Genomic DNA, 14,221 nt, shown 5'->3' with positions numbered 1-14,221 from the left:
TTCAGTTGGTTAGAATGCCTGCCTGTCACGCAGGAGGTCGCGGGTTCGAGTCCCGTCCGGACCGCCATTTTTAATTAGAATATTGTTTCTTGAAAAGGAAAAGGGTTTCGATAAGCGAGAAGGTCGAGGAAGCGATCGAAGGAACACCGGAGCGTATTTTACATACGTGAGGATGTGACTGAGTGAGCTGACGAAGAGATTCGAAGCTTAGCGGAAGCCGAAAACTATTTGGCTCAGTAGCTCAGTTGATAGAGCCCGGTGAATAAGCTTCACCCGAGTAAACATCAGCGTACAGCTCGAGCAACTTCTTGATTCAGCTTCCTGAGAGCTGGACGATGGACTACAACATTCTAGTTGTAGGCTGCATACTTAATACGGCTCAGTAGCTCAGTTGGTAGAGCAATGGACTGAAAATCCATGTGTCGGCGGTTCGATTCCGTCCTGAGCCACCATTTATTTACTTGATGCCGGTGTAGCTCAACTGGTAGAGCAACTGACTTGTAATCAGTAGGTTGGGGGTTCAAGTCCTCTTGCCGGCACCAGTCAAGTGATTTAGCTGGAGGGGTAGCGAAGTGGCTAAACGCGGCGGACTGTAAATCCGCTCCTTCGGGTTCGGCAGTTCGAATCTGCCCCCCTCCACCATTTATTCTAGGGGTATAGTTTAAAGGTAGAACGAAGGTCTCCAAAACCTTTGGTGTGGGTTCGATTCCTACTACCCCTGCCAATTTTAACATGGCGATTGTGGCGAAGTGGTTAACGCACCTGATTGTGGTTCAGGCATTCGTGGGTTCGATTCCCATCAGTCGCCCCATAAAAGTCTCATTTTTATTTCCATGACATATACTATCAGTGGGCTATAGCCAAGCGGTAAGGCATCGCACTTTGACTGCGACATGCGTTGGTTCGAATCCAGCTAGCCCAGTAGTGCGGAAGTAGTTCAGTGGTAGAACACCACCTTGCCAAGGTGGGGGTCGCGGGTTCGAATCCCGTCTTCCGCTCCAATATTAAGGCGGCATAGCCAAGTGGTAAGGCATGGGTCTGCAAAACCCTGATCACCGGTTCAAATCCGGTTGCCGCCTCCAAATGTAATGCCGGTGTGGCGGAATTGGCAGACGCGCACGACTCAAAATCGTGTTCCTCTGGAGTGCCGGTTCGATCCCGGCCACCGGTACCACATCGCGGGTGTAGTTTAGTGGTAAAACCTCAGCCTTCCAAGCTGATGATGAGGGTTCGATTCCCTTCACCCGCTCCAACTTACATACGACAGACTTTCTCAATATGAGGAAGTCTTTTTTGTTGTTTAAATTTCAGCATTTTATTTTCAAAAAACTAATTCACCGCCCCTCACTCAAATCGAACCGTACCAACCCAAAACACAAAAATCCAACCTTTTTATTTACCCACCCCACGTCAACCCAAAACCCATCTAGTCAAAATATTGCACCTTCTTTGTCAATTGAGTTCCCCTTTTAAGAAAGCGCTACCATTATAATAAAAGAAAGCGATTACACAGTTAGGGTGGTGATACGGGTGGAACCAAAGATTCAGACAGGACCGGTAAGCAGAGAATTACAAATGAAGCCAGTGACGAAGAAAAAGTTCAAGTATAAGAGCTTGCTGACGTACGCTGCCTTTGTTGGACCGGCACTTTTATTTTTCTTAGTGATTCAGATTCTTCCATTCTTGATGGGTGTGTATTATTCCTTCACCTCATGGAATGGTGTCAGTTCGGTTGTTGAGTGGGTCGGATTGGATAATTATAAGAAAATCTTCACTGATGATAAGACGTTCTTTAACTCGTTCATGTTCACGACGAAGTTTATGTTTGCGGCAGTCATCATCAGTAATTTGATTGGTTTCGGATTTGCTCTGTTACTGAATGCCGCATTGAAGACGCGCAATATCCTGAGGACGGTATTCTTTATCCCAAACGTCATCGGGGGATTGTTACTCGGATTCATCTGGCAGTTCATCTTTGTGAAAGGATTCGCGTCACTCGGGAATATGACGGATATCGGATTCTTTAAAATGCCATGGCTTGGTGATGAGAAAACGGCTTTCTGGGGTATTGTCATCGTATTTGCCTGGCAGATCTCGGGGTATATGATGGTCATTTATGTAGCGGCGTTGCAAGGTGTGGACAATTCACTTCTTGAAGCAGCGAAGATAGATGGTGCATCCAATTGGACGCTCCTGACGAAGATCATCATTCCATTGATATTACCTGCATTCACGATTTGTTTCTTCTTGACGATTTCGATGGCCTTTAAAATATTCGATCTGAATATCTCGCTGACAGGCGGCGGGCCGTTCAATTCTACTCAATCTGTAGCGATCAATATTTATCAGGAAGCTTTCCAGAATAACCGTTATGGACTTGGTACGGCGAAATCTATTCTGTTCTTTGTGGTAGTGGCTGTGTTTACGACGGTTCAGGTGATGGCGACAAAGAAGAAGGAGGTTGAGGCATAATGGGCCATCGCTATACGAAGAGAACATTTGTATTAGAAATCATCGGGATTGTCATTGGGCTCATTTTCCTTATCCCTTTCTACTTCGTACTGGTCAACTCTGTGAAACCATTTGCTGCGATTTTGATTGATGCGGCCGCATGGCCGGAGGAATTTATGTTTTCCAACTATGCCAAGGTGTGGGAGGTTATTAATTTCCCCCGTGCTTTCTGGAATTCACTGATCATCACAGTTTTCAGTAATATCGGATTGGTGATCATCAGCTCCATGGCAGCATGGAAAATGGTACGTACGCCTGGGAAGTTCAGTAAAATCCTATTTGTCATCTTTGTGTCAGCCATGGTGATTCCGTTCCAGACGGTGATGATTCCCCTCATGAAGGTTGGAGGAACGTTAGGGCTTACGAATAGCATACCGGGCTTGATCATCATGTACTTCGGATTCGGGGTTCCACTTTCCCTCTTCTTGTTTCACGGGTTTGTGAAAACCGTCCCGATTGAAATCGAGGAATCAGCGATGATAGACGGCTGCAGTCAGTTTGGCGTGTTTTGGAGGATCGTCTTCCCATTGCTGAAACCTATTACAGTTACGGTGATCATTTTGAACACATTGTGGATTTGGAATGATTACCTGCTTCCACTCCTTGTATTACAGGATGCGGAACTGCGGACGATCCCGCTTGCAGCCAGTTCGTTCTTTGCACAGTATACGAAGCAATGGGATATGGGCCTTGCAGCATTGGTGCTTGGTATAACACCAGTCATCATTTTCTTCTTATTTCTACAGAAGCATATCATCAAAGGGATTGCTTCAGGTTCGATCAAGTAGATATAAAGTTTCTGTCGAGATGGTCTATCATTGATACAGAAATTTATATAAAATATTTTATATCAGGGAGGTCAATCCATTTATGAAACGTATTTTATTACTTTGTATGTCTTTGGTTTTAGTATTTGGAATTATTGCAGGTTGTTCTTCTAAAGACAAAACAAGCAGTTCAGGCGGGGAGTCCGGTTCAGGTGATGATGTCGTGACACTGAATTTCTTCCAGTTCAAGGTTGAAATCGCCGACCAGCTTCAAGAAATGATCAAGGAATTCGAAGCAGAGCATCCGAACATTAAGATCAAGCTTGAAACCGTTGGCGGAGGTGCCGATTACGGTGCGGCCCTTAAAGCGAAATTCGCGTCTGGTGAAGAGCCGGATATTTTCAACAATGGTGGATTCAAAGAGTTAGAGCTATGGAAAGAGAAGCTTGCGGATCTTTCAGGTGAGCCTTGGGTTGAGCATGTCCTTCCAATCGGGAAAGTTCCGATGACGGATGAGGACGGCAAGCTTTATGGTATGCCAGTTAACTTGGAAGGTTATGGTTTTGTTTACAACAAAGATTTATTTGAAAAAGCAGGCATCACTGAGGCTCCTAAAACGATTGATGAGCTGAAAGATGCAGCGAAGAAGCTTGAAGCGAAGAAAATCACTCCGTTCTCAGCTGGTTACGGCGAGTGGTGGGTAATCGGTCAGCATTTACTGAACATTCCATTTGCACAGCAGGAAGATCCGGATAAATTCATCGCTGGACTTTATGACGGATCTGAGAAGATTGTTGGAAATGAGAAGTTCAAACAGTTCAAAGAGGTATTGGACACTGAGCTTAAATATGCAAACGATAATCCTTTAACGACGGATTATAATACGCAGGTTACACTATTTGCCTCTGGTGAAACAGCGATGCTTCAACAAGGGAACTGGACTGAGAACATGATCACCGAGATCAATCCTGATATCAACATGGGCTTCCTTCCGATTCCAATCAGCAATGACGAGAATGCAGATCGCCTTCCTGTCGGTGTGCCGAATAACTGGGTTTTGAATAAGAACTCTAAGCATCTTGAAGAAGCGAAAACATTCTTGGAGTGGATGGTTTCTTCTGAAACAGGTAAGCGTTATATCACAGAAGAATTTGCGTTCATCCCTGCATTTGACAACATCGAGCCGAATGGTCTTGGTGACTTGGGTCAATCCATCCTTGACTACTCTAAGGACGAGAAAACGATTCCTTGGACTTGGTTTAAATGGCCGGATGGAGCAAATAAAGAATTTGCTGCGACAATCCAGGAATATGCAGCCGGAAAAATTGATTATGATACTGTACTTGAGCGATTCCAACAAACATGGGATAACTTGAAGTAAACAGAATAGTAGAAAGCATGTCTATTAAAGGCATGCTTTCTATTTTATAAGTTTAGTAGGAATATTTCGAAAAAACACTTCCAAGAGCGGGGAATAACACTTTATACTAGTGTATAAGTGAGACCTGGGAGGTCCGTCCCTCATGTTAAAGACAAGCATTCGGAATAAGTTGATTGCACTTCTTATGATTACGACGATTGTGCCGTTTGGCAGTTCGATCATTATTACATATTTGTATACGAAGGATTCGATTGAGGAGCAGGTGGTGAAGGAGAGCAGTAATCTCCTTTATCAGGGGAAGGTGAACCTGGAGAGTTATATCAATGAACTCAACGGGTTATCGCTGTCACTCTATAATAATCCCGATTTCATTAATTACATGAGGTCACAGGATAAGGAGAATAATTACCTGACGATCGGCATCGTGAAGAGTATTGTGCAAACGATTCTCTACACAGGGGACACGATCAACGGAGTACGCATTTCCTTTGCCGATGGTGACCGGGTCATTTCGGCAACGAAGCGTTCCACCGTTGTGTTCTCCAATAGAATAAAAGATTCACAGTGGGAATACTTCAGAAAAGCAGAACGAAGCCCGTACAATATGTACATTGAACCCACGTATAGCCAGGAAGAAGAGAACATTAACCGGTCGAAGGAAATCATCACGATTCACCGGGCATTCCGAAATGTCCCCGGGGATGAAGTGTTGGCCTATATTTCCCTGGACATCTCCCCTGATAAAATCATCGATTTGAGCAGGAATCTCTATAATCCAGAATCAGAGGAATTTTATTTATTATCTTCAGAAGGGGAAATGATCTACAGCTCGGATCGCGATGTATCGGATGATGGTAACAATCAGAAGTGGATCAGGAGGATCATGGAGTCAAAGGATGTCTCTGGGACCCTTGAGTGGAAGGAAGATACATTCAACGGGGTGATGATGTACGATCAGCTTCCAGTTTCCTCCGGCGGATGGTTCCTGGTGAAGAGGGTATCGTATGCGAACCTTTATGAAAGCGCATTTAGTGTGGCGAAGATCAATATTTTATTCGGGGTCCTTGGATTGACCCTCGTGGTGCTGGCAACTCTGTTTGTTTCCTTTAAAATTACATCTCCCATCCGGATACTGCTTTCAAATATCCAGGAGGTGGAAAAAGGAAATATGAAGGTACAAGCCGAATCATTCGGCTTTGATGAAATCGGGATCCTTGGGAATCGTTTTCAGCAGATGATCGAGCGGATCAATCATTTGATCAACAGGGAATATAAGCTGGAGCTTGAAAACAAAACGAATCAATTAAAGGTTCTGCAGTCGCAGATCAATCCCCATTTCCTCTACAATGCGCTGCAGTCCATCGGGACGATTGCCCTTAAGAACAAGGTTCCGCAAATATACTCCCTGATCACCCATTTATCTAAAATCATGAGGTATGGGATGAACATGGAGGAGGATGTGGTTCCGTTAAGCAAGGAAATCAACTATACGAACGCTTATCTCCTTTTACAAAAGGAGCGGTTCGGTGAAAACCTGGAGTACAGTGTCGAAGTGGACGAAGAGGTTAAGGAGGTCCTTGTTCCCAAAATGATCCTCCAGCCCCTTATAGAAAACTACTTTAAGCACGGGTTCGACATCCGTGATGGAGTGGGGAGGATTGAACTGACCTGCTTTCAGGATGGGACAGAACTCGTGATGATTGTCCGGGACAATGGAGCAGGGGTGACAGAAGACAGGCTCAGGGAAATAGAAGAACACTTCAAAGCAGATGCATGGAATAAAACCGGTGAAGAAACCAACATCGGGCTGAAGAACGTTTATGTAAGATTGAAGCTTTACTATGACCATAAGGCCACTCTGCTGCTTCAGAATCATGAAGGTGGAGGCTTTATGGTCACCATGAGGCTGCCATTACGAATGGAGGGTGAGGCAAATGAAAGCAATCATCATTGACGACGAAAAGCATGTGCGTGAAGGATTACTTTTGTTGGCAGAATGGGATAAGCATGGAATCCACACCATCCTCGAGGCGGAAGATGGAGACGAAGCCATCGAATTGATCAAAAAGCACAGGCCTGAGATCATCTTCACGGATATGCGGATGCCGAAGAGGGACGGCATCAGCCTGTTAAAGTGGCTTCATGCCTCTGAACTGACAAGCAAGACCATCGTCGTAAGCGGATATGATGACTTCGAATATATGAGAAACGCAATCCATTATAAGAGCTTTGATTACATTCTGAAACCGATTGAACCGGATGTACTGAATGAAACGTTGGATAAAGCGGTGAAGGAATGGGATGAGCAGGCACGCTCAAGAAAATCTCAAGTAGAGGAAAGCCGGGTCATGAATGAGGTGAAGCCCCTTTACTGGGATCGATTCTTCTCAACCCTCTGTTCGAAAGAGGGCATTACAAAAGAGATGGCAGAAAAAGTTGAAAAAGAGTTCGGTGTGTCCATCGAAAAGCTGCATAAGACTGTAGCACTCCTGCCGATCAAGCCGATCGTAATGAAGTCCTTTCAAGGAGACCGGGATCTTGCCTTTTTTACCATCATCAATATTTGCAATGAGCTTTTACGAAAGCAGAACGATGGGGTTTGTTTCAGGAATAGCAACAAAGAAGAAGAACTTGTTATTCTCTTCTGGAATCATAAACACGTAACATATTTACTGGAGGAAATCCACTCATTGATCTATCAATATGGAAGGGTTTCCCCGGTCATGGCTCTTGGCAAGAAGTCGAGAAAAGTGAAGGAAGCTTATGAATCCGCTCTTGAAGTGTACTCCAGGCACCCTCTCCTTGCCCAAAAGAAGTTTGTCACCCATCAGGATGTGTTGGCTGGGTCCCATCTTCATTTATTGGATCACTCCAATGAATTGAAGTGGGCGATTCGTTCGGGAAGCAGGGAGCAGGTCCAGTCCCAGCTGGAAGGGATCTTTTCCAAATTAGAAAACAGTCATATTCTTACCTTGGAGCAGATTCAGGTGTGGGAGGATCAGTTTGAGATCCTGCGGAATAATTGGTTGAAAGAATACGAGATCAGGAGTCAAGAAGCCTTTTACCGGGGCAGGGATTATTGGAGGGAGGACGGCTCGTTTTCGTTCAGGAAATTTAAAGAGGAAAAGACGAAAGAGTTTATCGAACTCATTCAGACGCTGACACAGGCTAAATATCAAAAAGAAAAAAACAATATGCAGTATATTGAGGAATATCTGCAGCAGCATTATCAGGAGGATATCAATCTTCAGGACATTGCCGACAGGTTCTACTTAAGCAGGGAATACATTTCCCGAAAGTTTAAGCAGGATTATGGAGCGACCATCACAGATTATGTCACGAATATCCGTATGGAAAAGGCAAAGAAGCTCCTTGAGAATCCTTACTTGAAGATTTACGAAGTGGCCTACGGTGTAGGATATGGAAATGAAAAATATTTCAGTAAAGTATTCAAAAAACATGCCGGCCTCACACCAAATGAATACCGGCATGCACAAACTTAACTTGGAGGTTTTACAATGATAAACGTAACAGTATGGAATGAAAATCGTCATGAACAAAAGAATCCGAAAGTGAGGGAAGTGTATCCTGAAGGAATTCATGGTGCCATTGCCTCTTTCCTCGGAGATGCGTCCTATAATGTGAAAACCGCTACATTAGATGAAGGGGAACACGGATTAACGGAAGATGTACTGGAAGGTACGGATGTATTGGTCTGGTGGGGCCACATCGCCCATGAGGAAGTGAAGGATGAAGTGGTGGAACGGGTAAAACAACGGGTTCTTGACGGAATGGGCTTGATCGTCCTTCATTCAGGTCATTTCTCTAAAATTTTTAAAACCTTGATGGGGACATCCTGTGACCTTAAGTGGCGTGAAGCCGATGAGAAGGAACGAATCTGGATCGTGGACCCGAGCCATCCGATCACAGCCGGTTTAGGGGAATATTTCGAGCTTGAAAAAGAAGAAATGTATGGGGAGCATTTTGACATCCCGGCTCCTGATCAGCTCGTAATGGTAAGCTGGTTCGAGGGTGGCGAAGTGTTCAGAAGCGGATGTACGTATCAGCGCGGGAATGGAAAAGTATTTTACTTCCGTCCGGGACATGAAACCTATCCAACTTATTACAATGAAAATGTCCAAAAGGTCATCACCAATGCAGTGAAATGGGCAGCACCGGTGGATCATGCAAGACCTGTATATGGTAATGCAAAACCGCTCGAAGAAATCAAAGGATCACACTGATTATAGAGGAGGAAAAATCATGAATACATTAAAAATCGGGGTTATCGGATGTGGAAGCATCGCTCAGCACCGTCACCTGCCGGAATATGCAAATAATAAAAACGTTGAAGTAGTCGCAGTGTGTGACATCGTCGAAGAACGGGCATGGAAAATCGCCGATGCAGTCGGAGCGAAAGCCTATACCAATTATAAAGAACTGCTGGCGAACGCTGATGTAGAAGCAGTGAGCGTATGTACACCGAACTACCTGCATGCAACGGTTACCATCGGTGCCCTGAACGCAGGAAAGCATGTACTATGTGAAAAGCCGATGGCAACTTCAAGTGAAGAAGCAGAAAGCATGATCGATGCCTCCGTTAAAAGCGGTAAAAAGCTGATGATTGCTCACAATCAGCGTTTCGTCCCTTCACATCAAAAAGCGAAGCAGCTGATTGAAAGCGGTGAAGTGGGGAAAATCTACAGCTTCCGTTCTGCATTCGGCCACGGCGGTCCTGAAGGCTGGAGTGCTGACGGGAAGGACAGCTGGTTCTTTAAAAAGGATGAGGCGTTCATCGGTGCCATGGGTGACCTTGGTGTTCATAAAACAGATCTTCTTCGGTACATCTTAGGGGAAGAATTCGCCGAAGTCGGTGCCTTTGTGGAAACAAGTGCAAAGGAAAATGCCGATGTGGATGATACGGCCGTATGCGTATTGAAAACGGAAAGCGGTACAATCGGTACCCTGGCAGCAAGCTGGTCTTATGTGTCCAAAGAAGACAACTCGACTATCATATATGGAGAGAAAGCGATTCTCCGTTTGGAAGATGATCCGGTAAACTCCCTTATCGTGCAATATTCGACGGGAGAAGTAGTCAAGTATGAGCTTGGGGGCATTCAAACGAATGACGAGGGTGGACAGACGAATTCCCGCGTGATCGATCAATTTGTACACAGCATCCTTCATGATGCAGAGCCTCCCGTACCGGGTGAAGAAGGAAAGAAATCACTTGAGGTTGTTTTGGCTGCTCTTGAATCAAGTGAAACAAAACGAATTGTAAAGCTATAAAGGGGAATGCGAGCGATGACCAAACTTCGGATGGGAGTGATTGGCGTCGGGGGGATCGCCCAGACGCGTCACATCCCTACTTTTATTAAACTATCAGATTCAGTATCTATTGAAGCAATCAGTGATATCAATCCCGTCACGGCACAAACCGTGGCAGAAACCTTTCACATACAGCACGTATTCAGTGATTATCGGGACATGTTCGGTCATGTGGATGCCGTAACGGTCTGTACTCCGAATAAGTTTCATGCTGAAATCACGATTGCCGCCCTCAAAGCGGGTCTACACGTGTTTTGTGAGAAACCGATGGCCATGACTCCTGAGGAGTGTGAAAGAATGATCAATGCCGCCGATGAATCAGGAAAGGTTCTGGCGATCGCCTATCATTATCGTTTTATGAGGGACTCTCGTGCGGCAAAGCGGGTGATCATGGAAGATGAAATCGGAGAACCGATGGTCGCGAGAGCAAGGGCGATCCGCCGTCGCAAAGTACCGGGCTGGGGAGTGTTTACCAATAAGGAGCTTCAAGGCGGCGGCAGCCTGATCGACTACGGATGTCACTTCCTCGATTTATCCCTATGGCTTCTCGGAAATCCGGCACCTGTTGAAGTAACGGGGACGACCTATAACAAACTTAGTACAATGCCTGACCAAGTGAATCAATGGGGAGATTTTGATAAAGAGAGCTTTGAAGTCGATGACCACGTGACCGCTTATATCAGATTCGATAACGGTGCATCCATGCTCTTTGAGACGTCATGGTCTGCAAACGTGAAGAGTGACGAAGAAAGCATGAGCATCTCTGGGGAAACAGGAGGAATCGATCTATTCCCGTTCCAAATGAATCAAATGAAGCACGGCATGCTTCTGAATAGTGATGCGGATTGGGTACCGGGAGATGATGACCCGAGTATTCCTCAAGCACAAAACTTTATTAACAGCTGCCTCGGTTTAGAGGAATTGGTTGTGAAACCACAGGAAGCCATGCAGGTATCCCAAATTATAGATGCCATTTATAAAAGCAGTGAAACCGGACAAAGCATCATATTGAAATAGGAGGAAGCACAAATGAAACTAGGTGTATTTACCGTATTATTTTCACAAAAAAACCTTGATGAAATGCTTGATTATGTAAAAGAAGCCGGACTACACGCAGTGGAAATCGGCACGGGGGGATATCCCGGAAATGCCCATTGTGAACTGGACGCTCTTTTAGATAGTGAAGAAAAGAGGAACGAGTACTTAGAGAAAGTATCGTTCAGAGGCCTTGAAATCAGTGCCTTCAGTTGTCATGGAAATCCGATCTCACCCGATGCTGCCTTTGCGGAAGAATCCCATATGGCGCTTCAGAAAACGATCAAGCTTGCAGGATTGATGAATGTACCTGTCGTGAACTGCTTCTCTGGAACAGCAGGGGACCATGAAGGAGCCAAGCATCCGAACTGGCCGGTATCTCCTTGGCCGAATGAATACGGGGATATCCTGAAATGGCAGTGGGAAGAAAAGTTGATTCCATATTGGAAAGAGATAGGGAAGCTTGCAGAGGATCATAATGTGAAGATCGGTCTCGAGCTCCACGGGGGATTCCTTGTACATACTCCGTACACGTTATTGAAGCTTCGTGAAGAAACATGCGAGGCGATCGGTGCCAACCTTGATCCGAGTCATCTGTGGTGGCAGGGGATTGATCCGGTTGCCGCGATTAAAATCCTCGGGAAAGAAAATGCGATCCACCATTTTCATGCGAAGGATACGTATATCGACCAGGATAACGTCAACATGTACGGTCTGACGGATATGCAGCCATACGGCAGCATCCAGACAAGAGCGTGGTCCTTCCGTTCGGTGGGCTGTGGACACAGCTTGCAGGAATGGTCGGATATGATGAGTGCCCTGCGCACATTCGGATATGATTATGTTGTCAGCATCGAGCATGAAGATCCAATCATGTCGATTGAAGAAGGTTTCGGCCGTGCCGTGAAGAATCTGAAGTCGATCTTGATTGAAGAGCAGCCGTCGGATATGTGGTGGGTGTAGGTTTTATGAGGAGGGGAGTCCATTGGGCTCTCTTTTTTTTGAGGCGTAAGTGAGGTGTTTGTTGTTTACATTTATTGTGAAACGGCTGGATTATTTGCAAAAACGGCCGGATTTTCACAAAAAATGGCCGGATTCACCGTGATTTCGGCTTGATTAGCGGCAAAAACGGCTGGATTAGTGTGAAATTCGGCCGGACTTGACTCCGGCCGCAGTCAATATTGAGTTGGAGATTCCCGGGTATCCTGCAAAGTCCACTATCCACCAACCACTTCAAAGGACCCTTCCCCACCATGGATCCCGATGAACATGTCCATCAATGATTTCGTCAGTTTCTCACTTTCATCTAATGAAAGTGAGGGCTTCAAAAAGATGATTTGTACGGCATTTTTGGTTTCCTCACCGACAGGGGCACGGTCAGAATCGACGAATGGACTCCCGAAAGGTCCGTCCCCGTCACAGGCGACGATGAGGTTTTCCAGGGAGTTTTCCCGGCCGTTGAGCCCTGTGTAGGTTTGTCCTGTTTCCCCCACTTTTAATTCGATGTAATTCCCATTGAGCCCCGCACTGTCGTAGATGCCGATTGGCACTTCGTATTGAAGGGAGAAGAAGTTATTGAGATCGATGGCAGAATTAATGGTAGTCAGATAGTTTTGTTTTTTGACACGGCGGAAAAGGGCCTCGGCTGAATGACGGTAACGGTTCGGATCTTTTCCTGTACTCTTGAAGATTTCCCTCCATGCGGCAATCCCTTCAAGTTCGGTCACACTCTTATCGTGAAGATCAAAGAAGATCGATTCCTGAAACAGCTGAAGTCTGCCTTTCAGCATTTGAGGAGAAGAGCCGACTTCGATATGATGATATTGAATGAATCCGACTTTGAAATCGGGGATTTTACTCGTAATGGATGAATCAATTGTGATTTCCACTTATTTTCCCTCCACATTTGTTTTAAAATAGTTTATCATAATACACATTGCTATTTCACGGATGCTTAGTTAAAAAAATTCAGAAAGGAGGTAAGGTCAATGGATATGGATCAATTAAAACAGGATATCATTGCTTACAGTAAGGAGATTGGGATAGATAAGATCGGATTCACCACTGCCGATACGTTCTCTGAAATGAAGAACCGGCTCCTTCGTCAGGAAATGCTCGGGTATCAATCCGGGTTTGAGGAGAAGGATATTGAGAAGCGGGTCGATCCTTCCTTGATATTTGGTCAACCGAAGTCAATCATCGCCATTGCCCTTGCCTATCCTTCTAAAATGAAAAATGCCCCCCAAAGCAAGCGGGGAGAAAGACGGGGGATTTTCTGCAGGGCATCATGGGGGACGGATTATCACCATGTGCTCAGGGATCGTTTTTCAAAGCTTGAGGAGTATATTGTCTCCAGAGTCCCACAGGCACGTTTCAAATCCATGGTGGATACGGGGGAACTCGTGGACCGGGCCGTGGCGGAGCGTGCAGGGATTGGCTGGAGCGGAAAGAACTGTTCGATTATTACACCTGAATTCGGCTCTTATGTGTATTTGGGGGAAATGGTGACAAATCTGCCATTTGCACCGGATACACCGATGGAAGACCAGTGCGGGACATGTAATAAATGTGTGGACGTATGCCCGACAGGAGCCCTCATAGAAGGCGGTCAGCTGGATTCCCGGAAATGCATTGCCTTTTTAACCCAAACAAAGGGTTTTCTTGCTGATGAGTACCGGGTGAAGCTTGGCAACCGCCTATACGGATGTGATACTTGTCAAACCGTTTGCCCGGAAAATAAAGGGATGGACTTTCATTTTCATGAAGAGATGGAGCCGGATCCGGAAATCGCAAAGCCGCTCTTAAAGCCGCTATTAACCATCGGTAACCGTGAGTTCAAAGAGAAATACGGTCATGTATCTGGTTCCTGGAGAGGTAAGAAGCCTATTCAGCGAAACGCCATCATTGCTCTTGCTCACTTTAAAGATGAGACGGCCGTAGATGACCTTATCCACGTCCTGGAAAAAGATGTGAGGCCCGTCATGCGGGGAACCGCCGCATGGGCCCTGGGGACAATCGGCGGAGAATCAACAGAACAAGCACTCCTCATACAGCAAACGGTTGAGACGGATGAAGAAGTATTAGAAGAAATACAAAAAGGTCTTAACTTAATACGCCAGAAAGGATAAACTCATCATTTCCCTTGAGTTTATCCTTTTTTGTTTTGAACGGTATGAGTGGCGCATAACAATTAGTGAGG

At 45.5% G+C, this 14,221-nt stretch carries 11 protein-coding genes and 10 tRNA genes; 20 read left to right on the top strand and 1 reads right to left on the bottom strand.

Features of this window, described 5'->3' with window-relative positions:
* Positions 1-376 precede the first annotated feature (376 nt).
* From AM506_RS20300 to AM506_RS20210, 19 genes are all read left to right on the top strand, one after another.
* Positions 377-452, top strand: a tRNA-Phe gene (locus AM506_RS20300).
* Between the two features lie 14 nt (positions 453-466).
* Positions 467-542, top strand: a tRNA-Thr gene (locus tag AM506_RS20295).
* Positions 543-558: 16 nt separating this feature from the next.
* Positions 559-642: transfer RNA gene (locus tag AM506_RS20290), tRNA-Tyr, on the top strand.
* 8 nt (positions 643-650) lie between these two features.
* Positions 651-724: transfer RNA gene (locus tag AM506_RS20285), tRNA-Trp, on the top strand.
* A gap of 11 nt (positions 725-735) precedes the next feature.
* Positions 736-811 (top strand) — tRNA-His (locus AM506_RS20280).
* 39 nt (positions 812-850) lie between these two features.
* Positions 851-922: transfer RNA gene (locus tag AM506_RS20275), tRNA-Gln, on the top strand.
* Positions 923-926: 4 nt separating this feature from the next.
* Positions 927-1,001 (top strand) — tRNA-Gly (locus tag AM506_RS20270).
* A gap of 7 nt (positions 1,002-1,008) precedes the next feature.
* Positions 1,009-1,082 (top strand) — tRNA-Cys (locus AM506_RS20265).
* Positions 1,083-1,090: 8 nt separating this feature from the next.
* Positions 1,091-1,174 (top strand) — tRNA-Leu (locus AM506_RS20260).
* Positions 1,175-1,178: 4 nt separating this feature from the next.
* A tRNA-Gly gene (locus AM506_RS20255) sits at positions 1,179-1,252 on the top strand.
* 323 nt (positions 1,253-1,575) lie between these two features.
* Positions 1,576-2,472, top strand: a complete 897-nt coding sequence (locus tag AM506_RS20250; protein ID WP_060674753.1) for a carbohydrate ABC transporter permease — start codon at positions 1,576-1,578, stop codon at positions 2,470-2,472.
* Positions 2,472-3,299, top strand: coding sequence for a carbohydrate ABC transporter permease (locus AM506_RS20245; protein WP_060674747.1), 828 nt, complete (start codon positions 2,472-2,474; stop codon positions 3,297-3,299). Before AM506_RS20250 ends, AM506_RS20245 begins: the two co-directional genes overlap by 1 nt.
* 82 nt (positions 3,300-3,381) lie before the next feature.
* Positions 3,382-4,659, top strand: coding sequence for an ABC transporter substrate-binding protein (locus tag AM506_RS20240; protein WP_060674745.1), 1,278 nt, complete (start codon positions 3,382-3,384; stop codon positions 4,657-4,659).
* A 142-nt stretch (positions 4,660-4,801) separates the two neighbouring features.
* Positions 4,802-6,613 (top strand): cache domain-containing sensor histidine kinase, encoded by a 1,812-nt coding sequence (locus AM506_RS20235; RefSeq protein ID WP_060674743.1) that lies wholly within the window; start codon positions 4,802-4,804, stop codon positions 6,611-6,613.
* Entirely contained in the window at positions 6,594-8,162 is a 1,569-nt protein-coding gene (locus AM506_RS20230) for a response regulator (RefSeq protein WP_060674741.1), read from the top strand. The genes AM506_RS20235 and AM506_RS20230 overlap by 20 nt, the downstream gene beginning before the upstream one ends.
* A 15-nt stretch (positions 8,163-8,177) precedes the next feature.
* The gene (locus AM506_RS20225) at positions 8,178-8,903 is read left to right on the top strand and encodes a ThuA domain-containing protein (protein ID WP_060674738.1); all 726 of its coding nucleotides are present in this window, start codon (positions 8,178-8,180) and stop codon (positions 8,901-8,903) included.
* A 19-nt stretch (positions 8,904-8,922) separates the two neighbouring features.
* Positions 8,923-9,948 carry a Gfo/Idh/MocA family protein gene (locus AM506_RS20220; protein WP_060674736.1) on the top strand — a complete coding sequence of 342 codons (1,026 nt, stop codon included), beginning with the start codon at positions 8,923-8,925 and terminating at the stop codon, positions 9,946-9,948.
* A gap of 15 nt (positions 9,949-9,963) precedes the next feature.
* A complete protein-coding gene (locus tag AM506_RS20215) occupies positions 9,964-11,004 on the top strand; it encodes a Gfo/Idh/MocA family protein (protein ID WP_060674733.1) in 1,041 nt (346 codons plus the stop codon).
* A 12-nt stretch (positions 11,005-11,016) separates the two neighbouring features.
* Positions 11,017-11,985: a sugar phosphate isomerase/epimerase family protein gene (locus AM506_RS20210; RefSeq protein ID WP_060674731.1), complete on the top strand. Its 969-nt coding sequence runs from the start codon at positions 11,017-11,019 to the stop codon at positions 11,983-11,985.
* A 254-nt stretch (positions 11,986-12,239) separates the two neighbouring features.
* On the opposite strand, the gene AM506_RS20205 is transcribed toward AM506_RS20210, so the two are convergent.
* Entirely contained in the window at positions 12,240-12,911 is a 672-nt protein-coding gene (locus AM506_RS20205; protein WP_060674729.1) for a B3/B4 domain-containing protein, read from the bottom strand.
* A gap of 99 nt (positions 12,912-13,010) precedes the next feature.
* On the opposite strand from AM506_RS20205, the gene queG reads away from it, so the two are divergent.
* A complete protein-coding gene (gene queG / locus AM506_RS20200) occupies positions 13,011-14,150 on the top strand; it encodes a tRNA epoxyqueuosine(34) reductase QueG (protein WP_060674728.1) in 1,140 nt (379 codons plus the stop codon).
* Positions 14,151-14,221 lie beyond the last annotated feature (71 nt).

The organism is Rossellomorea vietnamensis (genome assembly GCF_001305855.1).
Lineage (GTDB): Bacteria > Bacillota > Bacilli > Bacillales > Bacillaceae_B > Rossellomorea > Rossellomorea vietnamensis_A.
Note: the sequence above shows the minus strand (reverse complement) of the source record. Positions and strands in the feature narration are given on the sequence as shown.

Coding starts and splice junctions, on each gene's coding strand:
- AM506_RS20250 (WP_060674753.1), top strand. CDS start 1,576: ATGAAGCCAGTGACGAAGAAAAAGTTCAAGTATAAGAGCTTGCTGACG.
- AM506_RS20245 (WP_060674747.1), top strand. CDS start 2,472: ATGGGCCATCGCTATACGAAGAGAACATTTGTATTAGAAATCATCGGG.
- AM506_RS20240 (WP_060674745.1), top strand. CDS start 3,382: ATGAAACGTATTTTATTACTTTGTATGTCTTTGGTTTTAGTATTTGGA.
- AM506_RS20235 (WP_060674743.1), top strand. CDS start 4,802: ATGTTAAAGACAAGCATTCGGAATAAGTTGATTGCACTTCTTATGATT.
- AM506_RS20230 (WP_060674741.1), top strand. CDS start 6,594: ATGAAAGCAATCATCATTGACGACGAAAAGCATGTGCGTGAAGGATTA.
- AM506_RS20225 (WP_060674738.1), top strand. CDS start 8,178: ATGATAAACGTAACAGTATGGAATGAAAATCGTCATGAACAAAAGAAT.
- AM506_RS20220 (WP_060674736.1), top strand. CDS start 8,923: ATGAATACATTAAAAATCGGGGTTATCGGATGTGGAAGCATCGCTCAG.
- AM506_RS20215 (WP_060674733.1), top strand. CDS start 9,964: ATGACCAAACTTCGGATGGGAGTGATTGGCGTCGGGGGGATCGCCCAG.
- AM506_RS20210 (WP_060674731.1), top strand. CDS start 11,017: ATGAAACTAGGTGTATTTACCGTATTATTTTCACAAAAAAACCTTGAT.
- queG (WP_060674728.1), top strand. CDS start 13,011: ATGGATATGGATCAATTAAAACAGGATATCATTGCTTACAGTAAGGAG.